We start from the raw sequence: 26,076 nt of genomic DNA, 5'->3' as shown, positions 1-26,076 counted from the left end.
CCGGGTCCTGCCAGCGTACGCCTCAGCGCGTCGCGGGCGTCTCGGCCGGGAAGAGCCCCAGCCGGTGCGCCGTCGCCGCCGCCTCGCCGCGGCCGGAGACGCCGAGCTTGGCCAGGATGTTGGAGACGTGGACACTCGCCGTCTTGGGTGAGATGAACAGCTCCTGCGCGATCTGCCGGTTGGTGCGGCCGGCGGAGACCAGGCGCAGGACGTCGCGTTCGCGGTCGGTGAGGCCGAGGGCGCGGACGGGGTCGTCCGGTGCGCCGGCCGATCGGGCGGCCAGGGCGAGGCGGGCGCGCTGGGCGAGCCGGGCGACCGCGTCGGCGAGCGGGCGGGCGCCGATGTGTCCGGCCACCGCGTGGGCGAGGCGGAGCAGTTCGCCGGCACGCTCGCGTTCGTCGTCGCCGCCGGCGTCAAGGAGCGCCTCGGCCTGGCGGTACCGGGTGCGGGCGAGGTCGTAGGGGCGCTCCAGGGCCTCGAACGCGGTGACCGTCGAGCACCAGTCCCCGGGGCGGGCGCAGCCCTCGGCGCGCAGGAGTTCCACGGACAGCCAGTGTGCGTGGGCCTGCCAGACGGGGACGATCGCGGGGAGTTGCTTGGCGGCCTCGCGGATGCGGTCGAGGACCGCGGCGCGGCCCTCCTCGGCGGAGGGCCGGGTGCGGGCGTCGCCCTCGACGGAGGCGGCGGTGATCAGCAGAGGCCAGGCGTAGCGCTGGGCGCCGGGCGGGAAGCCCCGGTCGAGGACGCGGGTGAGGTGGTCGCGGGCGTCCTGAAGGCGGCCGTCGGCCGCGGCGAGGGAGACGGCGAGGCGGGCGAGGGGGATCTCGTGGTGGGGCGAGTGGTCCTGGGCACCGAAGTAGCCGCGGGCGGACTCCAGTTGGTGTCTGGCTTCGGTGAGGTCACCGCGGCAGAGGGCGAGTTCGGCGGACAGTGCGGCATGGAAGCCCTGCATGGCGACGCCGAGGCCGATACGGCCGGCGACGGCGCAGGCGCGCTCGGCTTCGTCCCAACGCCCCAGGGAGATCAGGGATTCCGCTCGGTTGGCCTGGATCCAGGCCTCGCTCTCGGCCAGTTGGCGGCCCCGGGCGAAGGCCACGCCCTCCTCGATGATGGGCAGGGCCTCGTGGGAGCGGCCGACGGCCTCCAGTTCGTTGGGCAGGTTGACGTAGGCGTTCAGGGCGACGGAGGGGACGTCCTCGGCGAGCGCGCGCTCCTTGACCTCGTACAGCTCGGTGAGGCCGGCCTCGACGTGGCCGGCGTCGACCATGAGGACGCCGAGGATCTGGCGGGCGTTGAGCTCGACCTCGCGGGCGCCGACCATCCGGGCGTACTCCACGGCGTGCTCGCCCGCCGAGTAGGCGTCGGGGCCCGGGGCGTGCAGCAGCGACCAGTTGGCCATGTGGGTGAGCACCTCGGCGTGCACCTCGCTGGGCGGCAGGCCGCGTATCAGGTCCTGGGCGGTGGCCAGTTCCTCGCGTCCGCTGCCCCGGCCGAGGAAGCGGACCAGCCGGGAGCGCTGCACCCAGAACCAGGCGGCGCGCAGCGGGTCGTCGGCGTCCTCCAGGAGGCGCAGCGCCCGCTTGGTGATCTTCAGTGCCCGTTCGCGTTCGCCGCAGAGGCGTCCCGCGACGGCCGCTTCGGCCAGGAGGTCGAGGTAGCACAGCGGCTCGGTGGCGGAGCCGCAGTCGCGGGACGGGGGGACCTCGATGTAGTCGGCGGGGCGCAGCCGGGCGCGGACCTCCCCGGGCACGGTCTCCCAGAGTTCCATCGCCCGTTCCAGCAGACGCAGTTGCTCGCTGTAGGCGTGCCGGGAGCGGGCGGCGACGGAGGCGTCGAGGACGGCGGGCAGGGCCTTGGCCGGGTCGTGGGCGTGGTACCAGTAGCTGGCCAGCCGCATGACGCGCTCGTCGGCGGGGACGAGTGTGGGGTCGGCCTGGAGGGCTTCGGCGTAGCGGCGGTTGAGGCGGGAGCGTTCGCCGGGGAGCAGGTCGTCGCTGACGGCCTCGCGGACGAGGGAGTGGCGGAAGCGGTAGCCGTCCCCGGTGGGTGTGGCGAGCAGGAGATTGGCGCCGACGGCGGCCCGCAGCGCCTCGATGAGGTCGTCCTCGGTGAGCCGGGCGACGGCGGCGAGCAGCCGGTGCTCGACGGTGGAGCCGCCCTCGGCCACGATCCGGGCGACGCTCTGGGCGCTCTCGGACAGCGCTTCGACGCGGACGAGCAGCAGGTCGCGCAGGGAGTCGGTGAGTCCGGTGCGGCAGCCCTCGTGGGCGGCGACGGCGAGTTCCTCGACGAAGAAGGCGTTGCCGTCGGAGCGTTGGAATATGTCGTCGACCTGGGCCGGGTCGGGTTCCTGGGCGAGGATGCCGGCGACCTGCCGGCCGACCTCCTCGCGGGTGAGGCGGGCGAGTTCGAGGCGGCGCACGGTGCGCAGCCGGTCGAGTTCGGCGAGCAGGGGGCGCAGCGGGTGGCGGCGGTGGATGTCGTCGGAGCGGTAGGTGGCGAGGACGACGAGGCGTCCTGTGCGCAGGGTGCGCAGGAGGTAGGCGAGGAGGTGGCGGGTGGAGGCGTCGGCCCAGTGCAGGTCTTCCAGGGCGACGACGACGGTGCGGTCGGCGGCGACGCGTTCCAGGAGGCGGGCGGTGAGTTCGAAGAGGCGGGCCATGCCCTCCTCGTCGTGCCGGCCCCCCGTCGCCTCACCCAACTCGGGGAGCAAGCGGGCGAGTTCGTCTTCCTGGCCGGCCGCCGCGGCGGCCAGTTCCGCGGGCAGGGCGCGGCGCAGGGCGCGCAGGGCGGTGGAGAAGGGCGCGAAGGGCAGTCCGTCGGCGCCGATCTCGACGCAGCCGCCGAGGGCGACGACGGCGGCGGGGCGGTGGTCGCCGGGGCGTCCGGCCGTGGCGGCCGTGGCGGCCGTGCGGGCGAACTCCTCGACGAGCCGGGTCTTGCCCACCCCGGCCTCGCCGCCGATGAGCAGTGCCTGCGGTTCTCCCGCGGCGGCGCGGGAGAGGGCGTCGTTCAGGACGCCCAACTCCTCGGCTCGGCCTACGAAGACGGGACTGACGCACCTGGTATCCACGGGGGCGAGCATCGCACAGCGGCGTGGAACCGCCCCAGTGGTCGTCGTCACGGCGGTGGTCGTCGTCGCGGAGGCGCGGGAAGCGCGGCCGGCGCTCACGCGGTCCGGGTGGACCGGAGTCGGCGCGGGCGGCCGTCGCGGGGCGCGCCGTCGCCGGCGCGGGCGCGTTCGGCGGCCTCGCGGCGGGCGGCGCGGCGGGCGCGGACGGCCTCGCGGGCGAGCCGCTCGTCGTCGGCCCGACGGATCAGTTCGGCGGCACGGACCTGCTGGTGGGTGTACTCGAACACGGTGTCCCCCTGGAATGCCGGTGGTCGGGGCTGCTGTCGCGGCGCAGTCCGCCGCGATGCCTCCACCTTCCTGGGCCAGGGGGGTCCGTCACATCGGGAGGGTTCCGCATCTTCGGGCCGCTCGGGGGGCCTCAGACGCGCGTAAGGGGCCTCAGGCCCGGCCGTAAGGCGCTTACGGCCGGGCCTGAGGCCCCTTGTCGTCGCTCGGTCGTCCGGTGAGCCGGGCGCGGCGCTCAGCTCGCGGACGGCAGCCCGAACAGGATGCCGGTGTACTTCAGGACGGCCAGCAGCAGGCCGATCACGCCGACCGTGACGCCCGCCCAGGCGACCGACTTGATCCACGGCGCCTGCGGCCTGCCGGGCGCGCCGAACGCGGGCCGGGCGAGCACGACGAAGCCGGTGACGAGCGCGGCCAGCGCGAACACGCCGGCCCACAGGGCGGTGGCCTGCCAGGCGTCGCCGTAGACGGCCTGGATCTGCTGGGCCACGCCGGCGCGCGAGGAGGTCTCCAGCTGGCCGATGAGGGTCTGGCGGGCGGCGGCGACGGTACCGAGCCAGCCGCCGTTCAGGGACGCCAGGCCGAGCACGACCGACACCACCGCGCCGGCGCCCTGGCCGACCCCGGAGGGTCCGGCGGCCGGGGCGCCGCCCGCCTGTGCGGTCGCTTCGCCGTCGGTGTCGTCCGCCGCGTGGGGCGTGTTCTCTGCGACCTCGGCCGGCGTCTCGCGGCCCGGGCCGTCGGCCTTCTTCTCGGCCGCTTCGGCGCCCGTCGTGACGCCGGTCTCGTCTTCAGTCCTGGTTGCCATGTCCCGCACCGTACGGACGCTGTCTGAGAGGTTTCTTAACGTCCGCTGTGAGCGCCACGCGCGCGTGCGGCACGCCATTCGGGGGCCAGCACGGACCAGGTCTCGAGATCGTGCCGCACCCCGTGATGGGGATAGGCCTCCCGCCGTACGCCGTCCCGGGTCATCCCCAGCCGGCGGGCGACGTTCAGGCTGGGCTCGTTCCCCGCGGAGGCGATCCATTCGACGCGGTGGACGCCGCGCTGCTCGACGGCGAAGTCGATCAGCACCCGCATGGCGCGGGTGACCAGTCCGCGCCCGGTGCCCGCGGGCTCCAGCCAGCAGCCGACCTCGCAGTTGCCCTGCTCGGCGTCGAAGTTCAGGAACAGCACGCCGCCGACGAGCCGGCCGTCCAGCCACAGGCCGTGCAGGGAGGCGGTGTCCGCGGCACGCATGTCGGCGTACCGCTGGAGCAGCTCGCGGGCGGTGTCCACGTCGGTGGCCTTCGAGCCGAAGGGCACGAACCGGTTGATGAACTCGCGGCCGCGTTCCAGGTGGGCGAGGAACTCCTCGGCGTGCCAGGGCTCCAGTGGGCGCAGTTCCGCTCCGTCGTCGCCCAGCGATATCGCGTACATCCTGCTGCCGCTCCTCCTGTGAGACCGTCCCCGACCTCGGTGAGCCTCTCACGGGCGGTCCTCGTGGCCGGGCCGCGGCGTCAGTCGGACTGGTCGCCGACGGCCATGATCATCACTCCGGCGATGAGCAGCCACAGTGCGCGTCGGGTGCGGCCGCGGGAGCCGAGGAGCGCGGCGAGCGCGCAGACGGCGGCGCCGAGGGCGTACGCGGCGGGGACGAGCGCGGGGGCGGGGCCGGTCAGCCGCAGGAGCGAGGCCGCGAGGCCGGCCAGGGTGAGCAGGGCGCCGGTGCCGGTCGCCGTCCAGCGGGCGCGCCGGGCGTCCTCGACGCCGTACTCCTCGTCCTCGTCGACGGCCGTACCGCCCTGCACGTCGCTCTGCCTGCCGGAGTCGGGTCGTGCACTCATGCCGCGCGAGCGTAGCGCCTTCGATGACGGGGCAGGTCAGGGGGGTGCCGAAGCCGGGGCGTGCGAAGGGGGACGCACCGAGTCGGTGCGTCCCCCTTCGAAACCCCGTGGGCCGGGTCAGGCGTCGGTGACGCCGAGCTGCTGCAGGATCAGCTCCTTGACCCGGGCCGCGTCGGCCTGGCCCCGGGTGGCCTTCATGACCGCGCCGACCAGGGCGCCGGCCGCGGCCACCTTGCCGCCACGGATCTTGTCCGCGATGCCCGGGTTGCCGGCGATGGCCTCCTCGACGGCGGCGGTGAGCGCGCCCTCGTCGGAGACGACCTTCAGGCCGCGCTTGTCGACGACCTCGTCCGGCGTGCCCTCGCCCGCGAGGACGCCCTCGATGACCTGACGGGCCAGCTTGTCGTTCAGGTCGCCCTTCGCGACGAGCTCGGCGACCCGGGCGACCTGCGCCGGGGTGATCGCCAGCTCGTCGAGCGCCTTGCCCGACTCGTTGGCGCTGCGCGCGAGTTCGCCCATCCACCACTTGCGGGCGGAGGCCGCGTCGGCGCCGGCGTCGATCGTGGCGACGATCAGGTCCAGAGCACCGGCGTTGGTGATCGACTGCATGTCGGTGGCGGAGATGCCCCACTCGGCGAGCAGCCGGTTGCGGCGGGCCAGCGGCAGCTCGGGCAGCGCGGAGCGGATCTCCTCGACCCACTCGCGGGACGGGGCGACGGGGACGAGGTCGGGCTCCGGGAAGTACCGGTAGTCCTCGGCCTCCTCCTTCACCCGGCCCGAGGTCGTCGACCCGGTGTCCTCGTGGAAGTGGCGGGTCTCCTGGACGATCAGGCCACCGCTCTGGAGCACGGCGGCATGCCGCTGGATCTCGAAGCGGGCCGCGCGCTCCACGGACCGCAGCGAGTTCACGTTCTTCGTCTCCGAGCGCGTGCCGAACTTCTCGCTGCCCTTGGGCATCAGCGACAGGTTGACGTCGCAGCGCATCTGGCCCATCTCCATGCGGGCCTCGGAGACGCCGAGCGCGCGGATGACCTCGCGCAGCTCACGCACGTACGCCCGGGCGACCTCGGGAGCGCGCTCGCCCGCGCCGACGATCGGCTTGGTGACGATCTCGATGAGCGGGATGCCGGCGCGGTTGTAGTCCAGCAGCGAGTGCGAGGCGCCGTGGATGCGGCCGGTGGCGCCGCCCACGTGGGTCGACTTGCCGGTGTCCTCCTCCATGTGGGCGCGCTCGATCTCCACGCGGAAGGTCTCGCCGTCCTCCAGCTGCACGTCGAGGTAGCCGTTGAAGGCGATCGGCTCGTCGTACTGGGAGGTCTGGAAGTTCTTCGGCATGTCCGGATAGAAGTAGTTCTTCCGGGCGAAGCGGCACCACTCGGCGATCTCGCAGTTCAGCGCGAGGCCGATCTTGATCGCGGACTCGACGCCGGTCGCGTTGACGACCGGCAGCGCGCCGGGCAGGCCGAGGCAGACCGGGCAGGTCTGGGTGTTCGGGGCGGCGCCGAGCGAGGTCGAGCAGCCGCAGAACATCTTGGTCCGGGTGCCGAGTTCGACATGGACCTCGAGGCCCATGACGGGGTCGTACGACGCCAGCGCGTCCTCGTACGACACCAGGTCGGTCGTGGTGGTCACGGTGAACTTTCCCTCTCAGCCCAGCAGGACGTCGTCGTCGCCCAGCCGCTTCAGCTCGCGGTACAGGACGGCGAGGCCGGTGACGATGGCGGCGGCGGACACGGTGGCGTCGATCACGACCAGGAGGTCGTTCTCGGCACGGGCCTTCCGGAGCCGCTTGGCGACGCCGAGCGCGCCGAACGCGGTGCCGGCCATGGACAGGTACAGACCGGACTTGGACTTGTTGAAGCTCTTGGCCTTGGTCAGTGCGCTCACAACGACGGAGCCTCCTCGAGAAGCGGGTGCCCCCACCTTTCCACGAAGGCGGCCTCGACGGCGGCGCCGACCTTGTACAGCCGGTCGTCCTTCAGGGCCGGGGCGATGATCTGCAGGCCGACGGGGAGGTTGTCCTCCGGCGCGAGGCCGCAGGGCAGCGACATGGCCGCGTTGCCCGCCAGGTTGGTGGGGATGGTGCACAGGTCGGCGAGGTACATCGCCATCGGGTCGTCGGCGCGCTCGCCGATCGCGAAGGCGGTGGTCGGCGTCGTCGGGGAGACGATCACGTCGACCTGCTCGAAGGCCTTCTCGAAGTCGCGGGTGATGAGCGTGCGGACCTTCTGCGCGGAGCCGTAGTAGGCGTCGTAGTAGCCCGAGCTCAGGGCGTACGTGCCGAGCATGATGCGGCGCTTGACCTCGGGGCCGAAGCCCGCCTCACGGGTGAGGGAGGTGACCTCCTCGGCCGAGTGGTTGCCGTCGTCGCCGGTCCGCAGGCCGTAGCGCAGGCCGTCGAAGCGGGCGAGGTTGGACGAACACTCGGACGGCGCGATCAGGTAATACGCGGAGAGCGCGAGGTCGAAGGACGGGCAGTCCAGCTCGACGATCTCGGCGCCGAGCTCCTTGAGCAGCGCGACGGACTCGTCGAACCGCTGGATGACGCCGGCCTGGTAGCCCTCGCCGCGGAACTGCTTGACCACGCCGACGCGCATGCCGGCGACGCTGCCGTTGCGGGCGGCCTCGACGACCGGCGGGACCGGGGCGTCGATGGAGGTGGAGTCGAGCGGGTCGTGCCCGGCGATGACCTCGTGCAGCAGCGCCGCGTCCAGGACCGTACGGGCGCAGGGGCCGCCCTGGTCGAGGGAGCTGGAGAAGGCGACCATGCCGTAGCGGGACACCGCGCCGTACGTCGGCTTCACGCCGACCGTGCCGGTGACGGCGGCCGGCTGGCGGATGGAGCCGCCGGTGTCGGTGCCGATGGCGAGCGGGGCCTCGAAGGAGGCGAGCGCGGCGGAGGAGCCGCCGCCGGAGCCGCCGGGGATCTTGGTGAGGTCCCAGGGGTTGCCGGTCGGGCCGTAGGCGCTGTTCTCCGTGCTCGACCCCATGGCGAACTCGTCCATGTTGGTCTTGCCGAGGATGACGACGTCGGCGGCCTTCAGCCGCCGGGTGAGCGTCGCGTCGTACGGCGGGATCCAGCCTTCGAGGATCTTCGAGCCGACGGTCGTCGGGATGCCCTCGGTGGTGAAGATGTCCTTGAGCGCGAGGGGGACGCCGGCCAGCGGGCCGAGCTTCTCGCCGCGCTCCCGCTTCTCGTCGACGGCGCGGGCCTGCGCGAGAGCGCCCTCGCGGTCGACGTGCAGGAAGGCGTGCACCTTCTCGTCGACGGCCTCGATCCGGGCCAGGTGGGCCTCGGTGACCTGCACGGCCGTGAGCTCGCCGGAGGCGATCTTCGCGGCGATCTCGGCGGCCGTGAGCTTGATGATGTCCGTCATGGCTGTTAGTCCTCCCCCAGGATCTGCGGCACCTTGAAACGCTGCTGCTCCTGGGCCGGGGCGCCGGAGAGCGCCTGCTCGGGGGTGAGCGACGGACGGACCTCGTCCACGCGCATGACGTTCGTCAGCGGGAGCGGGTGCGAGGTCGGCGGTACGTCTTGGTCGGCGACCTCGCTGACGCGGGCCACCGCGCCGATGATGTCGTCCAGCTGTCCCGCGAAGTGGTCGAGCTCTTCGGGCTTCAGCTCCAGACGCGCCAGCCGGGCGAGGTGGGCGACCTCCTCGCGCGTGATGCCAGGCATGCAGCGTTCCTCTGGGGTGAGTGCGTGTGGTGTGGGGCCAATCCTAGGGTGCGGCGGCCCGTGACCGTGAAACGGTTTCGCGCGGGCGCCCCGCTCAGAGCAGGAACAGCAGGGCGGCGCTGATCAGTACGACGACCGCGGTCGCGAAGTGGATGCCGAACGCCGTGGCCTTCGTGCCGCCGTGCCGCAGCACGATCAGCGTGTCCGCGAGCGGCACCACCGCCACGCAGAGCATGAACCAGGCCTCGGGGCGCGCTCCCGCGAAGACCAGCAGCGCCAGGCCGACGAGGCCGAGTGCGCCGTCCCTGAGGCCCTTGACGGTGAGGAAGGCGCCGGCGTCGCCGGACGGGTCGGCCGGGACGCCGTAGCCGGCGGCGGCGGACGCGGGCCGGAACAGGAAGCAGTAGCCGAGGTACAGGCAGAACAGGTCGAGCACGACGGCGAGGGTGTACGCGGCGACGGTCATGTCTCTCCACTCCTTGCTAGCAGCGCTAGGGATGAGAGTGAAGCTAGCAGAGCGCCGACAGGTTGGCTAGCGCTGCTAGAATCGGAAGCATGTCGATTCAGACGCGCCGGGAGCGCGAACGAGCGGAGCGCGAGCAGTTGATCGTCACGGCCGCGCGGGAACTGGCGGAGGCCGAGGGCTGGGAGGCGGTGACGACCCGCCGGCTGGCCGCCGAGATCGAGTACAGCCAGCCGGTCCTCTACAGCCACTTCAAGGGCAAGGACGCCATCATGGCGGCGGTCGCGGTCCAGGGCTGCGCGGACCTGGCCGTCGAACTACGGGCGGCGCGTACGGCCGCCGACGGCGCCCGGGCCGCCCTGACGGCGGTGGGCGAGGCGTACACCGCGTTCGCCCGGCGCCGGCCCGCCCTCTACGACGCCATCTTCACGCTCACCGTGGACCTGCCGTTCGCGACGCCGGAGGCCCCGGCAGCGCTGCAGGAGGCGTTCGGTGAACTGTTGCAGACCGTGCAGCCGATCGCGGCCGACGGGGACGACCTCGGCGCCCTCGCGGAGACGTACTGGGCCTGCCTGCACGGGCTGGTCACCCTGATGCGCAGCGGCCGTCTGCCCGAGCACGCCCACGAGACGCGGCTGGCCCTGCTGATCGGTCACTTCTCGGCGCGGGCGGACTGACGGGACCCGCGGGAAGTCACTCGGCGGCCGGCAGAGCCGCCCGTGGCCGCTGCCAGCCTCGGGAGCCTCGGGCCAGGAGCCAGGCCGTGGCCTCCGGCGGGGGCATCGCCGCCGCGACCAGCCATCCCTGTACGGCGTCGCAGCCGAGGTCGCGCAACCGCTCCCACGTCTCGTCGTCCTCGACGCCCTCCGCGACGACGAGCAGGCCCAGCGAATGAGCGAGGTCGACCGTGCAGCGGACGATCTCCGCGTCCTGCGTGTCGACGGCCAGCCGGGCCACGAACGAACGGTCGATCTTGAGCTCGCTGACCGGCAGCCGGCGCAGATGGACCAGCGAGGAGTACCCGGTGCCGAAGTCGTCCAGCGACATCTTCACGCCGTGCGCGGTCAGCCCGTTCAGGGTGTCGGCGGCGCGCTGCGGATCCTCCAGCAGCACATGCTCGGTGATCTCGAGCTGGAGCGAACCCGCGGGCACCCCGTGCCGGGCCAGCCGCGCCGCGACGGAGCCGGCGAAGCCGGGGGTGTGCACGTCGCGCGGGGAGACGTTGACCGCGACCGGCACATCCAGCCCCTGGGAGCGCCACTCGGCGACCTGTCCGAGCGCCGTCTCCAGCACGTACTCGGTGAGGTGCGGCATCAGTCCGGAGGACTCCGCGATCGCTATGAACTCGTCCGGCGGAACCTTTCCCCGCTCCGGGTGCACCCACCGCACCAGCGCCTCCAGGCCCGCGACCTGCCCGTCGAAGCGGACCTTGGGCTGGTAGTGCAGCTGCACCTCGTGCGCGTCGAGCGCGCGCCGCAGATCGCCCAGCAGGCCCAGGCGGTCGGGGGTGTTGGAGTCCCGCTTGGACTCGTAGACCTCGACGCCCGTGCGGTCCCGCTTGGCCTGGTACATCGCCACGTCGGCCCGCCGCAGCAGCCCCTCCGCGTCGAGGGCGTGGTCGGGGAAGACGGCGACGCCGGCGCTGGCCTCCAGCACGAGGGTGAGTCCGTCGAGGTCGAGGGGGGAGCTGAGGGCGGAGACGAGTCCGCGGGCGACCCGGGTCGCGGAGGTCGTGGAGTCGGCCACGGGCAGTAAGACGGCGAACTCGTCCCCGCCGAGCCGGGCGACCTCGGCCCCCCGCGGCAGCGCGAGCCGCAGCCGGTCGGCGATCTGCAGGAGCAGCCGGTCCCCGGCCAGATGACCGAGGGTGTCGTTCACCGAGCGGAACCGGTCCAGGTCGATCAGCATCAGCGCGGCCCGGGCGCCGATGCGTTCGGCGTCGTCCAGGGCGGTCCAGATACGTTCCCCGAGCCACTGGCGGTTGGGCAGCCCGGTCAGCGGGTCGCGCAACTGCTCCTCGGCCCGGGCGCGGGCCATCCACAGGGTGGAGTCGAGGGCGATGAGCGGGATGGCGAACAGCGGCAGCAGGACCGGCTTCGCCATGGCCACCACGCACACCAGCGGGGCTATGCCGAGCAGCGCGACCGCCACCAGCCCCTGGCGGACCAGGGCCGTGCGGGCGACGGTGGGCAGACCGCCGGAGCGCGGCGCGTTCAGGTACCACAGCAGGACGCGGGTGACCGAGAGATAGGCGACGGCGACCAGCGCCACCTGGGGCGCGGTGTACGGCGTCCAGGTGTCGGGGGCCCAGGGGCGCTCGACGGACGGCAGCCGCCCGCAGGCCGCCAGCAGCAGCGCGGCGCAGCCGATGCCGAGGATGTCGACCGCGCCGTGCAGGACACCCTGTCGCCAGCGGTGGCGCCGGGCCACGCCGACGAGGACGACGACGGTGAGGCTGACCAGTCCGGCGGGCAGCCAGCCGTAGAGCAGCAGGACGGCGAGGGTGAGGGCGGCGCCGGATCCGGTGCCGCCCCACCAGCGGGCCCGGCCGAGCATGACCAGATGGCCGACGACGACGCCGGTCAGCAGGGCCAGCGACCAGCCGGCCGCACCGGACGGGAAGAGGGCGTGGTGGCCGGTGAAGGCGCGGTAGAAGCCGGCGCCGAGGGCGAGTGCGGCGGCCGAGACCATCACCATGGGCAGTACCGGCCAGGGCGGCCGGTGCTCGGCCCCGCCGCCGGGCAACCGGGGCGCGGACCCGGCCGGCGGTGCGGCGGAGGCGCAGGAGGTCATGGAGCCGTGCGGTGTCCCGGTGCGCGCCCGCGCGCTCTCGGGCGGCGCTGTCCACGCCACCCACCGGCTGCCCCACCAGACGCCGGCGGCCCGGCGCCGGCGCAGCCCTGAGTCGGGGGCGGCGCTTTCGGTCGGTTCCATTCCCGTCCCTCTCACAGCCGGCGGTGCCCACGCCCCGCGGCCCGCCGCCCGGCGATGCCCGGGCGGCGCCGCGTCGGAAAGCCCTTCACCCCGGTCCCGGCGGGCCCGTCGGGGCTCCGGGGTCTTTCACGGGGATGCGCCGACCGCTGCGGGGCACGGCAGGCGCACACCTCAACAGTAGGCCGCGGTCGGCTTCCACGGGCAGCGGTCGTCGACGGTTGCCCGAATGCGCCCCGGCCACCCGTATGCATCTGGTATGCGCCGATCGAGTGGCCTTCAACCGCTCCTGGAACCGGGTCTTCGGCCGGCGTCCCGTGCTACCCCTCGGCCGGGAGGGCCGCCTCGGTGGCCGCTTCGGGCCCCTGTTCGAGGAGGACGGTGAAGCCGTCCTCGTTCAGGACGGGCACCTTGAGCTGCATCGCCTTGTCGTACTTCGATCCGGGGCTGTCACCCACCACGACGAACGACGTCTTCTTCGACACCGATCCGGTCACCTTCGCGCCACGGCTCTGCAGTGCGTCCTTCGCGCCGTCCCGGGTGAAGTGCACCAGGGTGCCGGTGACGACGACGGTGAGGCCTTCCAGGGGACGCGGCCCCTCGTCCTCGCCGGAGCTCTCCTCCTCCATGCGCACTCCGGCGGCCTTCCACTTGCGCAGGATCTCCTGGTGCCAGTCCTCGGCGAACCACTCCTTGAGGGAGGCGGCGATGATCGGGCCGACGCCCTCGGTGCCGGCGAGTTCCTCCTCGCTCGCGGCCTGGATGCGGTCGATGGAGCGGAACTCCCGCGCGAGCGCCTCCGCGGCGACCGGCCCCACGTGCCGGATCGACAGACCGGTCAGGACGCGCGCGAGCGGGCGCTCCCTGGCGGCCGCGATGTTCTCCAGCATGGCGACGGCGTTCTTCTTCGGCTCGCCCTGCTGGTTGGCGAAGACCGTGGCGACCTTCTCCTCGCCGGTCTTCGGGTCGCGCTTGGGCAGACCGCTGTCCTGGTCCAGGACGTACGCCCTGATCGGCAGCAGCCGCTCGATGGTGAGGTCGAACAGGTCGCCCTCGTCGACCAGCGGCGGGTCGCTCGGCTCCAGCGGCTTGGTGAGGGCGGCCGCGGAGACATAGCCGAAGTGCTCGATGTCGAGAGCCTTGCGGCCGGCCAGGTAGTACAGCCGCTCGCGCAACTGGGCGGGGCACGTGCGGGCGTTGGGGCAGCGCAGGTCGACGTCGCCCTCCTTCATGGGCCGCAGAGCCGTACCGCACTCGGGGCACTCGGACGGCATCACGAACTCCCGCTCGCTGCCGTCGCGCAGGTCCGCCACCGGGCCGAGGATCTCCGGGATGACGTCACCGGCCTTGCGCAGCACCACCGTGTCCCCGATGAGGACGCCCTTGGCCTTGACGACGTCCTGGTTGTGCAGCGTCGCGAACTCGACCTCCGAGCCGGCCACCGTCACCGGCTCGACCTGGGCGTACGGCGTCACGCGGCCCGTACGGCCCACGCCCACACGGATGTTGACGAGCTTGGTGTTGACCTCCTCCGGCGCGTACTTGTACGCGATCGCCCAGCGCGGCGCGCGGGAGGTGGAGCCGAGCCGGCCCTGGAGGGGGATCTCGTCGAGCTTGACGACGACCCCGTCGATCTCGTGCGCCACCGAATGGCGGTTCTCGCCGTAGTAGGCGATGAACTCCCGTACGCCGTCGAGCCCGTCGACCACCCTGTTGTGCGGCGAGGTGGGCAGGCCCCAGGACTTCAGCAGGTCGTAGGCCTCGGACAGGCGGGTCAGCCCTTCGTAGCCCTCCAGGGCGCCGATGCCGTGCACGACCATGTGCAGGGGGCGGGTGGCGGTGACGCGCGGGTCCTTCTGGCGCAGCGAACCGGCCGCCGCGTTGCGCGGGTTGGCGAAGGGCTTGTCGCCCGCCGCGACGAGGCGGGCGTTGAGCTCCTCGAACTTCTCCATCGGGAAGTAGACCTCGCCGCGGATCTCCACGAGCGTGGGCACGCCGTCCCCGGAGAGCCGCTCGGGGATCTCCGCGATGGTGCGCACGTTGGGCGTGATGTCCTCGCCGGTGCGGCCGTCGCCGCGGGTCGCCGCGCGCGTGAGCCGGCCGTTCTCATACGTGAGGTTGACGGCCAGGCCGTCGACCTTCAGCTCGCACAGGAAGTGGTACACGGACGCGCCCACGTCCTTGTGGACGCGCTCCGCCCAGGCGGCCAGCTCCAGATCGTCGAAGGCGTTGTCCAGAGAGAGCATCCGCTCGCGGTGCTGGACCGCCGTGAACTCCGTGGCGTACGCGCCCGCGACCTTCTGGGTCGGCGAGTCGGGCGTGCGCAGCTCCGGATACCGCTCCTCCAGCGCCTCCAGGGTGCGCAGGAGCCGGTCGAACTCCGCGTCGCTGATGACGGGAGCGTCCTTCACGTAATAGCGGAAGCGGTGCTCCTCGATCTGCTCGGCGAGCTGCGCGTGCTGCTCCCGTGCCTCGCTGGGCACCGCCGTCTCCGCTTGCCTGTCGCCGGCCACCGTGTCGTCCTCCCGTTACTCTGGGTTGTCCGCGAGTGATCTCGCCGCCCGGGCGCAGTGGGCGAGCGCCTGTCGCGCGTACCCCGGGGAAGCCCCCGCGAGGCCGCACGCCGGCGTGACCGTGACCGTTTCCGCGAGCAGCCCCGGTCGCAGGCCCAGCCTGCGCCACAACGTCCTGACACCCATGACGCTACCGGCAGGGTCTGACAATGCGGTGTCCGTGCCGGGCACGACACCGGCGAACAGCCGGGTGCCCGCTTCCACCGCCTCGCCGATCGCGTCGTCGTCACGTTCGGTGAGAAGGGAGAAGTCGAAGGAGACCGCCGCGGCCCCGGCCCGGCGCAGCAGCGCGAACGGCACGTCCGGCGCGCACGAGTGGACCACGACGGGCCCCCCGGCGTGCACCCCGACGACGTCCCGCAGCGTCGCCTCGACGAGCTGCCGGTCCACGGCCCGGTGGGTGCGGTAGCCGCTGGCGGACCGCACCCGGCCGCGCAGGACGGCGGTGAGGGAGGGCTCGTCGAGCTGGAGGACGAGGTCGGCGCCGGGGACGCGGCGCCGTACCTCGGCGAGGTGCAGGCGCAGGCCTTCCACGAGGGAGGCGGACAGGTCGCGTACGGCGCCGGGGTCGGAGAGGGCGGCCTCGCCGTTGCGCAGTTCCAGGCCGGCGGCGAGGGTCCAGGGGCCGACGGCCTGGACCTTCAGGGGACCCTGGTAGTCCTGTGTGAACTCCTCCAGCGCGTCGAGGTCCTCCCCCAGCCATGACCTGGCCCGTCTGGCGTCCCGGCCGGGATGGTCGCCGATGCGCCAGCCGCTGGGCTCGACGCGCGCGTAGAGCTCCACGAGGAGGCCTGCGGTACGGCCGATCATGTCGGCGCCGGGGCCTCTGGCGGGGAGTTCGGCGAGGAAGGGGAAGCCCTCGAAGGAGCCGGTGGCTGTCTTCGCGGCCTCTCTGGCGTCGCCGCCGGGCAGGGACCCGACGCCGGTGGCGGAGCCGAAACTGAAAGTTGCGTTCACGCGAGAAGCCTACGGAGTCCCGCCCGGACGGGCTGAACGTCCTCACCCCGGTGGGCCCGTCAGCGGCCCGGCCGTACCGTCAGGTCGTTGATCTCCGCGTCCCTCGGCAGGTCGATCGCCGTGAGGATGGCCGTCGCCACCGACTCGGGGTCGATCCAGCGGTCGGGGTCGTACTCCTTGCCCTCCTGCCGGTGCACCTTGGCCTGCATCGGACTGGCCGTTCGCCCGGGGTAGACCGACGTGACGCGCACGCCACCCGCGTGCTCCTCGTGACGCAGGGAGTCCGCGAGGGCCTTCAGGCCGTGCTTGGAGGCGGCGTAGGCGGACCAGTCGGCGTGGGCGTTCAGCCCCGCCCCGGAGTTCACGAACACCACGTGCCCGCGTGCTGTCCGCAGCTGCGGGAGGAAGTGCCGGGTCAGCTCCGCGGGCGCGATGAGGTTGACGTTGAGCTGATGGCGCCAGGTCTTGGGCGTCAGCTCCCCCACCGGGCCGAGGTCGACGACGCCCGCGATGTGCAGCAGGCTGTCCACCCGTTCCGGCAGCGTCTGGTGCGAGAAGGCCCAGGACAGCCGGTCGGGGTCGGCGAGGTCGCCGACGAGCGTCCGCGCCCCGGGGAACCGGGCCGCCAGTTCCTTCGCCCGTCCCGCGTCGCGCGCGTGCAGCACGAGTTGGTCGCCGCGCTCGTGGAGACGGCGGGCGACGGCCGCGCCGATGCCGGAACCGGCCCCGGTGATCACATGAGTAGCCATGCCCGCCATGCTCGCATCACCGTGGGCTCACCCGACGCCCTGGCCCGCCCCGGCAGCCGCCGACGTCACGGCCTCCAGGTGGGCCAGCGCCCCCGCCGGCTCCTGCGCGAAGAACATCAGGTCGCTCAGGGGACGGGGCAGGAAACCCTCGGCCTCCATGCGCCGGAACTGCTGCTCGAGCCCGTCGTAGAAGCCGGCGGTGTTCAGCAGGACCACCGGCATGTCCGTGTGGCCGTGCTTCTTCAGCTCCAGGATCTCGGTGGCCTCGTCCAGCGTCCCGGTCCCGCCCACCATGATCACCACCGCGTCGGCCTTCTCCAGCAGCAGCCGCTTGCGCTCGGCCAGGTCCCGCGCGACGACCATCTCGTCGGCCCCCGACCGCGCCGTGGCCACGAGGAAGTCCACCGACACCCCGCACAGCCGTCCGCCCGCCTCCTGGACCCCGTCGGCGACCACCTTCATCAGGCCGACGTCCGAGCCGCCCCACACGAGGGTGTGCCCGCCCGTGCCGAGCAGCCGCGCGAACTCGCGCGCGGGGCCGGTGTAGCGGTCGTCGAGGTCGGCGGCGGAGAGGAAGACGCATATACGCATGCCGCCACCGTACGTGGGCCCCGGATCCGGGCGGGCGGGCGTCCCCGGGGTGCCTGTTCTTCGGAACGCGAGGTGTCGCAGAGCGCTCGCCGCCGTGCCGTGCGGCAGTGTGCACAGGCATGGACGAGAAGACCTTTTCGCGCGACGGCACCGAGCTCGCGTACACGCGCGCGGGGCGGGGGCCCGCGGTCATCCTGGTCAGCGGGGCGATGTCGACGGGCGGCACGGTGGCGCCGCTGGCCGGGCTCCTCGCCCACCGCTTCACCGCCCTGTGGTACGACCGCCGGGGCCGTGGCGAGAGCGGTGACACGGCGCCGTACGCAGTGGAGCGCGAGGTGGAGGACCTGGCTGCGCTGATCGACGCGGTGGGCGGGGAGGCGGCGTTGTACGGCGTCTCCTCGGGCGGCGCGCTGGCGCTCCGGGCGGCGGCGAGCGGACTGCCGGTGAGCCGGGTGGCGGTGTACGAGACGCCGTACGCGGACTTCTCCGAGCACGGCGCACAGGAGCGTGCCGCCTACACCGCGCGGTTGACCGAGGCGCTGGCTGCGGACCGGCGGGGTGACGCGGTCGAGTCGTTCCTGCGGCTGACGGGCCTCGCAGAGGCGGTGATCGAGGGCGCACGCCAGTCGCCGATGTGGGCGGCGATGGAGGCGATGGCCCCGACCCTCGCCTACGACGACGCAGTGATGGGCGACGGGCTGCTGCCCCGGGAGCTGCTGGCCGCGGTCGGCGTGCCGGTGCTGGCCGTGGCGGGCTCGGAGAGCCCGCCGTGGCTGCGCAGGGCCGTGGAGGAGGTCGCGCGGGCGGTCCCCCGGGGCGCGCAGCGGACGCTGGAGGGCCAGACGCACATGGTGGACCCGAACGTCCTGGCGCCGGTCCTCACGGAGTTCCTGACGCCCTGACCGACTCCTCGGGGCGTCACACCGCCGCGGTCGTCGCGCGCGTGGTCGACGCGATCGTCGCCGAGCCCACCACGCGCGTGCCGTCGTACAGGACGATCGCCTGGCCGGGGGCCACGCCGCGGACCGGCTCGGTGAAGGCGACGTTCAGGGTGCCGTCGACGAGTTCGGCGCTCACCTCGGTCTCGCCGCCGTGGGCGCGCAGCTGGGCGGTGTAGACGCCGGGGCCGTCGGGGGCCGTGCCGCACCAGCGGGGCTTGATCGCCGTCAGGCCCGTGACGTCGAGGGCGTCGGCGGGGCCGACGGTCACCGTGTTGTTCACCGGCGAGATGTCCAGGACGTAGCGCGGCTTGCCGTCGGCGGCCGGGGTGCCGATCCGGAGCCCCTTGCGCTGGCCGATGGTGAAGCCGTACGCGCCCTCGTGCGTGCCGATCTTGTTGCCGGCCTCGTCGACGATGTCGCCCTCGGCCCGGCCGAGGCGGCGGGCGAGGAAGCCCCGGGTGTCGCCGTCGGCGATGAAGCAGATGTCGTGCGAGTCGGGCTTCTTGGCGACGGCGAGTCCGCGCCGCTCGGCCTCGGCGCGGATCTCTTCCTTCGTGGTCACGGTGTCGCCGAGGGGGAACAGCGCGTGGGCGAGCTGCTTGTCGTCGAGGACACCGAGGACGTAGGACTGGTCCTTGGCCATGTCGGAGGCGCGGTGCAGCTCGCGGGTGCCGTCCTCGCGGACGATCACCTGGGCGTAGTGGCCCGTGCAGACCGCGTCGAAGCCGAGCGCGAGCGCCTTGTCGAGGAGCGCGGCGAACTTGATCTTCTCGTTGCAGCGCAGGCAGGGGTTCGGGGTGCGGCCGGCCTCGTACTCGGCGACGAAGTCCTCGACGACGTCCTCGCGGAAGCGGTCGGCGAGATCCCAGACGTAGAACGGGATGCCGATGACGTCGGCGGCGCGGCGGGCGTCGCGGGAGTCCTCGATGGTGCAACAGCCCCGCGCGCCCGTGCGGAACGACTGCGGGTTGGCGGAGAGCGCGAGGTGGACGCCCGTGACGTCGTGGCCGGCTTCCGCTGCGCGGGCGGCGGCGACGGCTGAGTCGACCCCGCCCGACATGGCGGCGAGTACGCGGAGGGGGCGGGGGCGCTGCGAGGTCTCAGTCATAACCCTTCCAGGGTACGGGTCGCGGGGAACCGGAGCCCGTGCGTATCCGTTGGAAGTGTTCGAGGGCCCGGTGCGGGTGGGGGCCCGCGGGCCGGACATGGCGGTCCGGGTGGGCGCGTCGAGGTGCGGATGAGGGATTCAGAGGGGCAGGGCGGGCGTATGGGGGCGAACGGCAAGGACGGCGACCGGCGGCTGGGGCGACGGGCCCTGCTGGTGGGCGGGCTGGCGGCGGCGGCCGGTTCGGCGGCGCTGGCGCGTGAGGAGCTGGCCCGGCTGTGGTGGCGGGCGCCGGGAGTGGAGAAGCCCCGGGTGGAGGGTGCGGTCGACTTCCACGGCGCGGGGTGGGTGGCGGCGTCGGAGGCGAACTACCGCCGGGCCGACCGGCCGGACGACTACGGCATCGACCGGGTGGTCGTCCATGTCACGCAGGGGGACTTCGCGAGCGCGGTGAAGGTCTTCCAGGACCCGTCGCACAAGGCGGCCGCCCACTACATCGTCCGTCAGGACGGCCGTGTCACGCAGATGATCCGCGAGCTGGACGTGGCGTACCACGCGGGCAACCGGTCGTACAACGAGCGGAGCATCGGCATCGAGCACGAGGGCTTCGTGGACCGCCCGCGGGACTTCACGGAAGCGATGTACGCGGCGTCGGCGCGGCTGACGGCGGGGATCTGCCGGCGCTACGGCATACCCGTGGACCGCGAGCACATCATCGGGCACGTGGAGGTGCCGGGGACGGATCACACCGATCCCGGCGAGCACTGGGACTGGGACCGGTATCTGAGACTCGTCCGGGAGGCGCACACCGCGGCGGCGTGAGGCCGGGCGGCCCTCAGGTGAGTCCTGCCGCGCGGGCGCGTTCCACGGCGGGGCCGATGGCCTCGGCGACCGCTTCGACGTCGGCCTCGGTGGAGGTGTGGCCGAGGGAGAAGCGGAGGGTGCCGCGGGCGAGGTCGGGATCGGTGCCGGTGGCGAGGAGGACGTGGCTGGGCTGGGCGACGCCGGCGGTGCAAGCGGAGCCGGTGGAGCACTCGATGCCCTGGGCGTCCAGGAGCAGCAGCAGGGAGTCGCCCTCGCAGCCGGGGAAGGTGAAGTGGGCGTTGGCGGGGAGCCGGCCCTCGGGCGCGGGGTCGCCGCCGAGGATCGCGTCCGGGACGGCGGTGCGGACGGCGTCGATCAGCGAGTCGCGCAGGGCGCCGATCTCGTGGGCGAACCACTCGCGCTGTTCGGCGGCGAGGCGGCCGGCGACGGCGAAGGAGGCGATGGCGGGGACGTCGAGGGTGCCGGAGCGGACGTGCCGTTCCTGGCCGCCGCCGTGCAGCACGGGTACGGGCGTGTACTCACGGCCGAGCAGGAGCGCGCCGATGCCGTAGGGGCCGCCGATCTTGTGGCCGGACACGGTCATCGCGGCGAGACCCGAAGCGGCGAAGTCGACGGGCACCTGACCGAAGGCCTGGACGGCGTCGGCGTGCAGGGGGACGTCGAACTCGGCTGCGGTCTCGGCGAGTTCACGGACCGGCATGAGGGTGCCGATCTCGTTGTTCGCCCACATGACGGTGGCGAGGGCGACGTCGGAGGGGTCGCGGGCGATCGCTTCGCGGAGGGCGTCGGGGTGGACCCTGCCGTGGGCGTCGACGGGGAGGTATTCGACGGTGGCGCCCTCGTGCTCGCCGAGCCAGTGCACGGCGTCGAGGACCGCATGGTGCTCCACGGGACTGGCGAGGACGCGGGTGCGGGCGGGGTCGGCGTCCCGGCGGGCCCAGTACAGGCCCTTGACGGCGAGGTTGTCGGCCTCGGTGCCGCCGGAGGTGAGGACCACCTCGCTCGGGCGGGCGCCCAGCGACTCCGCGAGGGTCTCGCGGGACTCCTCGACCGTGCGGCGGGCCTGGCGGCCGGACGCGTGCAGGGAGGAGGCGTTGCCGGTGACGCCCAGGTGGGCGGTCAGTGCCTCTGCCGCCTCCGGGAGCATGGGAGTGGTCGCGGCGTGGTCGAGGTATGCCATGGTGAGGCGATTCTACGGGGCGGGGCCGCGGTGCCTCGTGCCACGGTGGTCCGGAGCGGCTGCCCACGGCGGTGGGGGCGGGCCGTCTCGGCGGGTGGCCGCCGCGCGGGCGCGCGGGGGGCCGTCGGCCTGGGTCAGAAGTTCCAGGAGACGGTCGCGTCGGCCTGCATGAAGGCGATCAGGACGATCAGGTCGGCGACGCCCAGGGAGAGGCCGAGCCAGGCACGGCCACGGCGCTTGGTGCCCCGCCAGAGGGCCACGGACGCCAGGACGATCGCGACGGGTCCGAGGAACACGTTCAGGACGAGGAGGCCGACGAGGCCCAGGACGAAGGACGCGACGGCCATGCCGTCGGTGTCGCGGACGCCCGTGCGGCGGGAGGCCGGTGCGGTGAGCTGCATGGTCGTTCTGCTCCTTCCGGTCAGTGGGACGAGGTGTGGTGCCGGCGGCCGTGGCGCTCGCGGAGCGCGAAGATGCCGAGCCAGGCGGCGATCACGGCGGCGGCGGCGAGCGAGAAGCCCAGCGGCGCGTGGGCGACGGTGCCCAGGACGACGCCGAGCAGCAGCAGTGCGGCGACGAGGAACAGCATGGGAACGGGATCCCCCTTCGTGAAGTTTCGGTGAACAGTTGTAGTTACAGTTGTTCACTGACTCTTGAGTCTACCGTGCCTCCCGACTTGCATTTCCAGAGAACAGTTGTTAACTGGATGACATGAGTCACACCCTCGGCATCCGTCAGGCCCAGAAGCAGAAGACCCGGCAGGCGCTCCTCGACGCGGCGCTGGGCCTGCTGGAGGAGCAGAGTCTGAGCAGCCTGGGCCTGCGCGAGGTCACCCGCGCCGTCGGCGTCGCCCCGACCGCCTTCTACCGGCACTTCCGCTCGACCGCGGACCTCGGCGTGGCCCTGGTCGAGGAAGCCCTGGGCAGCCTGCACCCGATGATCCGGACCACCGTGACCACCGCCCAGTCGAGCGACGAACGCATCACCCGCGCCGTCGAGTTGATCGCCCGTCACGTTCACGCGTACCCCGCTCACGTCCGTTTCATCGCCCGGGAACGACATGGCGGAGTCCAGCCGGTGCGGGAGGCGATCCGGGAGCAACTCGGCCGATTCGCCGAGGAGGTGAGGATCGAACTGGCCAAGGACCCGGAGTCGGAGGGCTGGAGCGACGACGACCTGCTGATGCTCTCCCACCTCTACGTCGACCAGATGCTCGTCACCGCATCGTTGTTCCTGGAGGCCCAGGAACAGGAACTGCAGCCGGCCGCGGACGGCGAGGCGGACGGGGGCGTCCGGGCGGAGCGGGAGACCGCCCAGGAGTACGTCACCCGGCTCGCCACCCGCCAGATGCGGCTCATCAGCATCGGCCGCCATCACTGGCTCGACTGAGCCCGGCCGGAGCGGACGGGCGGGCGGCGCACTCACCCCGAGTGCCCCGCCCGCCGCTCGTGCCGTACCGATGCACCCCGAAGGTCAGCCCTGCTGCTGCGCCTGTCCCTGCTGCTGCCCCGGGCCACCGCAACCGCCACCCTGACCGCCGCCGGGGCCACCCTGGCCGCCGCCCCGGCCCCCACCGGGCCCGCCGCTCGGCATATTCGAAGGCGCACCCGAAGGCATGCCCGAGGGAGCCCCGGAGGGAGCCCCCGACGGAGCACCGGAGGGCGCTCCCGACGGCGCCCCGCTGGGCATCCCGGACGGGGCCTGGCACCCCTGCTGCCCGGCGGAGCCGCCGCCGGAGGATGTGGACGACGAGGAGTCGCCCGAGCCGCAGGCCACGAGAACCAGGGGCGAGAGCGCCAGCAGCGTCACCGCGGGCGCGAGACGGGCCGACTTCAGTGCGCGCTTCATGGGAACCAGCTCCGGAGAAGACGAGGAACGCTTGCGCCGGGACTCAACCACCGTCAGCTGAGCCTCACTTGGGCCCGCACTGTGCACCGTCTGTCAGCCGGCCGGCGTGCCCCTCATCGAACCCCTCCCGAACCGGGGGCTCCCCCCCGGCGGTCATCGCCGCACGCGCGCCAACTGCCGTGACTGCGCGACCAGTCGGTCCTCGCTGTCCCAGACCTCGGCGTCCTCCTCCAGGAAGCCGCCCGCGAGGTTGCGGGTGGTGATGGAGACGCGCACCGGGCCGGGGGCCGGGCGGCAGCGGACGTGGACGGTGAGTTCGACCGTGGGGACCCAGCCGGCGATGCCGAGGTCGAAGGCGGTGGGCGGCAGGGCGTCCACCGCGAGCAGCAGGGAGAGCGGGTCGGCGTCCCGGCCGTCGGCGAGGCCGAACCAGGCCCGCATCTCGCCCTTGCCGGAGGGCTGCCCGAGCGCCCAGCCGACGGTCGAGGGGTCCAGCTTGAGCATCAGCCGCTGGGCGATGGGCTGCTGGTCGGCGTCGGGGGCGGGGGCGGGCCCGTCCTCGGGTCCGAAGCACTGGCCGATCGGCGGGAAGGCGGGCGGCTTCGCCGACGTGCGGACGTCGTCGGGGAGGGCGTCGAGGTCGCCGTAGGAGGCGAGGACGCGGATGCGTTCGACCTCGCGGCCCTCTCCGTCGTACTGGAAGAGGGAGGCCTGCCCGGTGGAGAGGGTGCGGCCGGCGCGGACCGTCTCGGTGCGCACGACGGCCGGGCCGGGGCGGGAGGCGCTGAGGTAGTGCGCGGAGACGGTGAAGGGGTCGCTGTGCGGGAGGGCGTCCGCCAGCGCGCGACCGAGGACCGCGAGGAGATAGCCGCCGTTGACGGCGCCGAAGATCGTCCATCCGGCGGAGAGGTCGGTGTCGTAGACGCCGGGTTCGCGCAGGGTGACGGCGGTGTCGCGGTCGAACTCGCTGTCGCCGACGGCGGCGGGGGCGATGGCTGCTTCTGGCATGCCTGAACGGTACAACAGGAAATTACTAAGCGGTAGCTTTCCTCTCTGAGCCCCAGCCTGAGCCTGAGCGCATCTCCCTGCCCCAGGTCACTACTCCTCACTCACCGTCGAGCGACGGTTCCACGCGCGAGGCGCTCGCCAGTGGAACCGCATCGCGAGCAGCCGCAGTACGAAGGCGGTGACGGCGGCCCCGCCGCTGGCCCACGGGCCGATCACGTCGTAGCGGATGCAGAGCACGACGATCGTGGCGCCGACGATCGCCGGCACCGCGTAGAGGTCACGGTCCCAGCGCAGCAGCGAGGGCACCTCGTTGGCGAGGACGTCGCGCAGCACGCCGCCACCCACGGCGGTGGCCAGGCCCAGGGCGGCGGAGGCGGTGAGGCCGAGCCCGTAGGCGTACGCCTTCGTCGTGCCGGTGACGCAGAACAGGCCGAGGCCGGCCGCGTCGAAGACGTTCACGCCGGTCTGGATGCGCTCCACGTGCGGGTGGAGGAAGATCACGAGGAGCGCGGCGAACAGCGGGGTGAGGAAGTACCCCAGATCCGTGAAGGCCGCGGGCGGCACCGCGCCGATGATCACATCACGGAAGATCCCGCCGCCCAGCGCGGTGACCTCGGCGAGCACGGCGATGCCGAAGACGTCGAAGTTCTTGCGGACGGCCAGCAGCGCGCCGGAGATGGCGAAGACGAAGATGCCGATCAGGTCGAGGGTGTGCTGGACGGAGGGGCTGAACATTTGCTGGAACACCCTTCCATTCTGTCCCAGCACAGAGCCCCCGCCTTCCGATGCAAGGCGGGGGCTCGATGGTGCTTACTTCTCCTTGGAGGGCGTCTCCGCAGGCGGGGCGGGAGGCGTCGCCGGCTCCGCCTCAGCGGTCGCCGTCTCCTCCGTGAGGGACGCCACCGCCGCCGAGGTCTCCGCCGACTCCGCGAGCACCTCGTCGGCCACCAGCTCCGCCGCCTCCTTCGCGGCGGTCAGCAGGACGGTGTCCTGCGGGGCCTGGTCCGCGAAGTTCTCCGGGTGGTGGCAGGCGACCTGCTGACCGGGGCGCAGCTCGACGAGCTTGGGCTCGGTGGTCTTGCAGATCTCCGTCGCCTTCCAGCACCGGGTGTGGAACCGGCAGCCGGTGGGCGGCGAGATCGGCGAGGGCACGTCGCCCTTGAGCAGGATCCGCTCGCTCTTGGCGTCCTTGCGCCGGGGGTCCGGGATCGGCACCGCCGACATCAGCGCCTTGGTGTACGGGTGCATCGGCGACTTGTACAGCGCGTCGCGGTCGGCCAACTCGACGATCTTGCCGAGGTACATCACCGCGATCCGGTCCGAGACGTGCCGGACGACCGAGAGGTCGTGCGCGATGATCACGTACGTCAGGCCGAGCTCCTGCTGGAGGTCGTCGAGCAGATTGACCACCTGCGCCTGGATCGACACGTCCAGCGCGGACACCGGCTCGTCGGCCACGACCAGCTTGGGGTTGAGCGCGAGCGCGCGGGCGATGCCGATGCGCTGGCGCTGACCGCCGGAGAACTCGTGCGGGTAGCGGTTGTAGTGCTCGGGGTTGAGACCCACGACCGACAGCAGCCGCTGCACTTCCTTCCTGACGCCGCCCTCGGGCTCGACGCCCTGGAGCTTGAAGGGGGCCCCGACGATCGTGCCGATGGTGTGGCGCGGGTTCAGCGACGAGTACGGGTCCTGGAAGATCATCTGCACGTCGCGGCGCAGCGGGCGCATGCCGCTGACACCGAGGTGCGTGATGTCCTTCCCCTCGAATTCGATCTTGCCGCCGGTCGGTTCGAGCAGCCGGGTGATCAGCCGGCCCATCGTGGACTTGCCGCAGCCGGACTCGCCCACGACGCCGAGCGTCTCGCCGGAACGGACCTCGAAGTCCAGCCCGTCGACCGCGTGCACCGCGCCGACCTGCCGCTGGAGCAGACCCTTCTTGATCGGGAAGTGCTTCTGCAGGCCGGTGACCTTCAGCAGCACCTCACCGTCGGCACGACGGGTCTCACCGGCCTGCGCGGGAATCGTCACCGCTTTGTCGTCAC

At 72.8% G+C, this 26,076-nt stretch carries 27 protein-coding genes; 5 read left to right on the top strand and 22 right to left on the bottom strand.

Annotated features, from left to right (window positions below):
• Window positions 1–22 precede the first annotated feature (22 nt).
• The 10 genes from ACIOC0_RS35875 to ACIOC0_RS35830 all read right to left on the bottom strand — a co-directional run bounded on the left by ACIOC0_RS35875 (window position 23) and on the right by ACIOC0_RS35830 (window position 9,329).
• Entirely contained in the window at window positions 23–3,085 is a 3,063-nt protein-coding gene (locus ACIOC0_RS35875) for an AAA family ATPase (protein ID WP_402160683.1), read from the bottom strand.
• Between the two features lie 83 nt (window positions 3,086–3,168).
• Window positions 3,169–3,360: a hypothetical protein gene (locus ACIOC0_RS35870; RefSeq protein WP_402160404.1), complete on the bottom strand. Its 192-nt coding sequence runs from the start codon at window positions 3,358–3,360 to the stop codon at window positions 3,169–3,171.
• A 233-nt stretch (window positions 3,361–3,593) separates the two neighbouring features.
• The gene (locus ACIOC0_RS35865; protein ID WP_402160401.1) at window positions 3,594–4,166 is read right to left on the bottom strand and encodes a hypothetical protein; all 573 of its coding nucleotides are present in this window, start codon (window positions 4,164–4,166) and stop codon (window positions 3,594–3,596) included.
• Window positions 4,167–4,201: 35 nt separating this feature from the next.
• Window positions 4,202–4,777, bottom strand: a complete 576-nt coding sequence (locus ACIOC0_RS35860; protein ID WP_402160400.1) for a GNAT family N-acetyltransferase — start codon at window positions 4,775–4,777, stop codon at window positions 4,202–4,204.
• Window positions 4,778–4,857: 80 nt separating this feature from the next.
• Entirely contained in the window at window positions 4,858–5,184 is a 327-nt protein-coding gene (locus ACIOC0_RS35855; RefSeq protein ID WP_402160397.1) for a hypothetical protein, read from the bottom strand.
• A 117-nt stretch (window positions 5,185–5,301) separates the two neighbouring features.
• Window positions 5,302–6,816: an Asp-tRNA(Asn)/Glu-tRNA(Gln) amidotransferase subunit GatB gene (gene gatB, locus ACIOC0_RS35850; protein WP_351098887.1), complete on the bottom strand. Its 1,515-nt coding sequence runs from the start codon at window positions 6,814–6,816 to the stop codon at window positions 5,302–5,304.
• A gap of 15 nt (window positions 6,817–6,831) precedes the next feature.
• Entirely contained in the window at window positions 6,832–7,071 is a 240-nt protein-coding gene (locus ACIOC0_RS35845) for a hypothetical protein (RefSeq protein ID WP_130443268.1), read from the bottom strand.
• Complete coding sequence (gene gatA / locus ACIOC0_RS35840; RefSeq protein ID WP_389039012.1) at window positions 7,068–8,561, bottom strand: Asp-tRNA(Asn)/Glu-tRNA(Gln) amidotransferase subunit GatA; 1,494 nt, start codon at window positions 8,559–8,561, stop codon at window positions 7,068–7,070. Before gatA ends, ACIOC0_RS35845 begins: the two co-directional genes overlap by 4 nt.
• A 5-nt stretch (window positions 8,562–8,566) precedes the next feature.
• On the bottom strand, window positions 8,567–8,863 hold the full coding sequence (gene gatC, locus ACIOC0_RS35835; protein ID WP_095936815.1) for an Asp-tRNA(Asn)/Glu-tRNA(Gln) amidotransferase subunit GatC: 297 nt from the start codon (window positions 8,861–8,863) through the stop codon (window positions 8,567–8,569).
• Between the two features lie 94 nt (window positions 8,864–8,957).
• Window positions 8,958–9,329: a DUF4267 domain-containing protein gene (locus ACIOC0_RS35830; RefSeq protein WP_402160392.1), complete on the bottom strand. Its 372-nt coding sequence runs from the start codon at window positions 9,327–9,329 to the stop codon at window positions 8,958–8,960.
• 89 nt (window positions 9,330–9,418) lie between these two features.
• Between ACIOC0_RS35830 and ACIOC0_RS35825 the strand changes: the two genes are divergently transcribed.
• Window positions 9,419–10,003, top strand: a complete 585-nt coding sequence (locus ACIOC0_RS35825) for a TetR/AcrR family transcriptional regulator (protein WP_130443274.1) — start codon at window positions 9,419–9,421, stop codon at window positions 10,001–10,003.
• Between the two features lie 16 nt (window positions 10,004–10,019).
• On the opposite strand, the gene ACIOC0_RS35820 is transcribed toward ACIOC0_RS35825, so the two are convergent.
• From ACIOC0_RS35820 to ACIOC0_RS35800, 5 genes are all read right to left on the bottom strand, one after another.
• On the bottom strand, window positions 10,020–12,260 hold the full coding sequence (locus ACIOC0_RS35820; protein ID WP_402160390.1) for a putative bifunctional diguanylate cyclase/phosphodiesterase: 2,241 nt from the start codon (window positions 12,258–12,260) through the stop codon (window positions 10,020–10,022).
• 317 nt (window positions 12,261–12,577) lie between these two features.
• Window positions 12,578–14,770, bottom strand: coding sequence for an NAD-dependent DNA ligase LigA (ligA, locus tag ACIOC0_RS35815; RefSeq protein WP_402160387.1), 2,193 nt, complete (start codon window positions 14,768–14,770; stop codon window positions 12,578–12,580).
• 15 nt (window positions 14,771–14,785) lie between these two features.
• Window positions 14,786–15,787 (bottom strand): methionine synthase, encoded by a 1,002-nt coding sequence (locus ACIOC0_RS35810; protein WP_402160384.1) that lies wholly within the window; start codon window positions 15,785–15,787, stop codon window positions 14,786–14,788.
• 59 nt (window positions 15,788–15,846) lie between these two features.
• On the bottom strand, window positions 15,847–16,545 hold the full coding sequence (locus tag ACIOC0_RS35805) for an SDR family oxidoreductase (RefSeq protein ID WP_402160381.1): 699 nt from the start codon (window positions 16,543–16,545) through the stop codon (window positions 15,847–15,849).
• Window positions 16,546–16,563: 18 nt separating this feature from the next.
• Window positions 16,564–17,127, bottom strand: coding sequence for a TIGR00730 family Rossman fold protein (locus tag ACIOC0_RS35800; RefSeq protein ID WP_402160379.1), 564 nt, complete (start codon window positions 17,125–17,127; stop codon window positions 16,564–16,566).
• Window positions 17,128–17,246: 119 nt separating this feature from the next.
• Here ACIOC0_RS35800 and ACIOC0_RS35795 point away from each other — a divergent pair, with 119 nt between their 5' ends.
• Complete coding sequence (locus ACIOC0_RS35795; protein ID WP_402160377.1) at window positions 17,247–18,029, top strand: alpha/beta fold hydrolase; 783 nt, start codon at window positions 17,247–17,249, stop codon at window positions 18,027–18,029.
• Window positions 18,030–18,045: 16 nt separating this feature from the next.
• Here ACIOC0_RS35795 and mnmA read toward each other — a convergent pair whose 3' ends face one another.
• Window positions 18,046–19,176 carry a tRNA 2-thiouridine(34) synthase MnmA gene (gene mnmA, locus ACIOC0_RS35790; RefSeq protein ID WP_402160375.1) on the bottom strand — a complete coding sequence of 377 codons (1,131 nt, stop codon included), beginning with the start codon at window positions 19,174–19,176 and terminating at the stop codon, window positions 18,046–18,048.
• 129 nt (window positions 19,177–19,305) lie between these two features.
• Here mnmA and ACIOC0_RS35785 point away from each other — a divergent pair, with 129 nt between their 5' ends.
• On the top strand, window positions 19,306–19,995 hold the full coding sequence (locus ACIOC0_RS35785; RefSeq protein WP_402160372.1) for an N-acetylmuramoyl-L-alanine amidase: 690 nt from the start codon (window positions 19,306–19,308) through the stop codon (window positions 19,993–19,995).
• Between the two features lie 13 nt (window positions 19,996–20,008).
• Here the strand turns inward: ACIOC0_RS35785 and ACIOC0_RS35780 are convergent, their stop codons facing one another.
• The 3 genes from ACIOC0_RS35780 to ACIOC0_RS35770 all read right to left on the bottom strand — a co-directional run bounded on the left by ACIOC0_RS35780 (window position 20,009) and on the right by ACIOC0_RS35770 (window position 21,767).
• On the bottom strand, window positions 20,009–21,178 hold the full coding sequence (locus ACIOC0_RS35780; RefSeq protein WP_130443292.1) for a cysteine desulfurase family protein: 1,170 nt from the start codon (window positions 21,176–21,178) through the stop codon (window positions 20,009–20,011).
• A 134-nt stretch (window positions 21,179–21,312) separates the two neighbouring features.
• Window positions 21,313–21,579, bottom strand: coding sequence for a DUF4190 domain-containing protein (locus tag ACIOC0_RS35775; protein ID WP_130443294.1), 267 nt, complete (start codon window positions 21,577–21,579; stop codon window positions 21,313–21,315).
• Between the two features lie 20 nt (window positions 21,580–21,599).
• Entirely contained in the window at window positions 21,600–21,767 is a 168-nt protein-coding gene (locus ACIOC0_RS35770) for a hypothetical protein (protein ID WP_130443296.1), read from the bottom strand.
• Window positions 21,768–21,889: 122 nt separating this feature from the next.
• Between ACIOC0_RS35770 and ACIOC0_RS35765 the strand changes: the two genes are divergently transcribed.
• Window positions 21,890–22,567, top strand: a complete 678-nt coding sequence (locus ACIOC0_RS35765; RefSeq protein WP_402160367.1) for a TetR family transcriptional regulator — start codon at window positions 21,890–21,892, stop codon at window positions 22,565–22,567.
• Window positions 22,568–22,793: 226 nt separating this feature from the next.
• Complete coding sequence (locus tag ACIOC0_RS35760; protein ID WP_402160366.1) at window positions 22,794–23,087, top strand: hypothetical protein; 294 nt, start codon at window positions 22,794–22,796, stop codon at window positions 23,085–23,087.
• 92 nt (window positions 23,088–23,179) lie between these two features.
• Here the strand turns inward: ACIOC0_RS35760 and ACIOC0_RS35755 are convergent, their stop codons facing one another.
• The 3 genes from ACIOC0_RS35755 to ACIOC0_RS35745 form a co-directional block, all read right to left on the bottom strand.
• Window positions 23,180–24,034: a thioesterase family protein gene (locus tag ACIOC0_RS35755; RefSeq protein ID WP_402160363.1), complete on the bottom strand. Its 855-nt coding sequence runs from the start codon at window positions 24,032–24,034 to the stop codon at window positions 23,180–23,182.
• 90 nt (window positions 24,035–24,124) lie between these two features.
• Window positions 24,125–24,781 carry a trimeric intracellular cation channel family protein gene (locus tag ACIOC0_RS35750; protein ID WP_130443306.1) on the bottom strand — a complete coding sequence of 219 codons (657 nt, stop codon included), beginning with the start codon at window positions 24,779–24,781 and terminating at the stop codon, window positions 24,125–24,127.
• Between the two features lie 63 nt (window positions 24,782–24,844).
• Window positions 24,845–26,062 carry an ABC transporter ATP-binding protein gene (locus ACIOC0_RS35745; protein ID WP_402160360.1) on the bottom strand — a complete coding sequence of 406 codons (1,218 nt, stop codon included), beginning with the start codon at window positions 26,060–26,062 and terminating at the stop codon, window positions 24,845–24,847.
• Window positions 26,063–26,076: the final 14 nt, after the last annotated feature.

This window comes from Streptomyces sp. NPDC088254 (assembly GCF_044740925.1).
Classification (GTDB): Bacteria; Actinomycetota; Actinomycetes; order Streptomycetales; family Streptomycetaceae; genus Streptomyces.
Note: the sequence above shows the minus strand (reverse complement) of the source record. Positions and strands in the feature narration are given on the sequence as shown.

Coding starts and splice junctions, on each gene's coding strand:
- mnmA (WP_402160375.1), bottom strand. CDS start 19,176: ATGACTGAGACCTCGCAGCGCCCCCGCCCCCTCCGCGTACTCGCCGCC.
- ACIOC0_RS35765 (WP_402160367.1), top strand. CDS start 21,890: ATGAGTCACACCCTCGGCATCCGTCAGGCCCAGAAGCAGAAGACCCGG.
- ACIOC0_RS35830 (WP_402160392.1), bottom strand. CDS start 9,329: ATGACCGTCGCCGCGTACACCCTCGCCGTCGTGCTCGACCTGTTCTGC.
- ACIOC0_RS35805 (WP_402160381.1), bottom strand. CDS start 16,545: ATGGCGGGCATGGCTACTCATGTGATCACCGGGGCCGGTTCCGGCATC.
- ACIOC0_RS35795 (WP_402160377.1), top strand. CDS start 17,247: ATGGACGAGAAGACCTTTTCGCGCGACGGCACCGAGCTCGCGTACACG.
- ACIOC0_RS35780 (WP_130443292.1), bottom strand. CDS start 21,178: ATGGCATACCTCGACCACGCCGCGACCACTCCCATGCTCCCGGAGGCG.
- ACIOC0_RS35755 (WP_402160363.1), bottom strand. CDS start 24,034: ATGCCAGAAGCAGCCATCGCCCCCGCCGCCGTCGGCGACAGCGAGTTC.
- gatC (WP_095936815.1), bottom strand. CDS start 8,863: ATGCCTGGCATCACGCGCGAGGAGGTCGCCCACCTCGCCCGGCTGGCG.
- ACIOC0_RS35825 (WP_130443274.1), top strand. CDS start 9,419: ATGTCGATTCAGACGCGCCGGGAGCGCGAACGAGCGGAGCGCGAGCAG.
- ACIOC0_RS35800 (WP_402160379.1), bottom strand. CDS start 17,127: ATGCGTATATGCGTCTTCCTCTCCGCCGCCGACCTCGACGACCGCTAC.
- ACIOC0_RS35770 (WP_130443296.1), bottom strand. CDS start 21,767: ATGCTGTTCCTCGTCGCCGCACTGCTGCTGCTCGGCGTCGTCCTGGGC.
- ACIOC0_RS35865 (WP_402160401.1), bottom strand. CDS start 4,166: ATGGCAACCAGGACTGAAGACGAGACCGGCGTCACGACGGGCGCCGAA.
- ACIOC0_RS35855 (WP_402160397.1), bottom strand. CDS start 5,184: ATGAGTGCACGACCCGACTCCGGCAGGCAGAGCGACGTGCAGGGCGGT.
- ACIOC0_RS35820 (WP_402160390.1), bottom strand. CDS start 12,260: ATGGAACCGACCGAAAGCGCCGCCCCCGACTCAGGGCTGCGCCGGCGC.
- ACIOC0_RS35860 (WP_402160400.1), bottom strand. CDS start 4,777: ATGTACGCGATATCGCTGGGCGACGACGGAGCGGAACTGCGCCCACTG.
- ACIOC0_RS35775 (WP_130443294.1), bottom strand. CDS start 21,579: ATGCAGCTCACCGCACCGGCCTCCCGCCGCACGGGCGTCCGCGACACC.
- ACIOC0_RS35785 (WP_402160372.1), top strand. CDS start 19,306: ATGAGGGATTCAGAGGGGCAGGGCGGGCGTATGGGGGCGAACGGCAAG.
- ACIOC0_RS35875 (WP_402160683.1), bottom strand. CDS start 3,085: ATGCTCGCCCCCGTGGATACCAGGTGCGTCAGTCCCGTCTTCGTAGGC.
- gatA (WP_389039012.1), bottom strand. CDS start 8,561: ATGACGGACATCATCAAGCTCACGGCCGCCGAGATCGCCGCGAAGATC.
- ACIOC0_RS35760 (WP_402160366.1), top strand. CDS start 22,794: ATGCCCGAGGGAGCCCCGGAGGGAGCCCCCGACGGAGCACCGGAGGGC.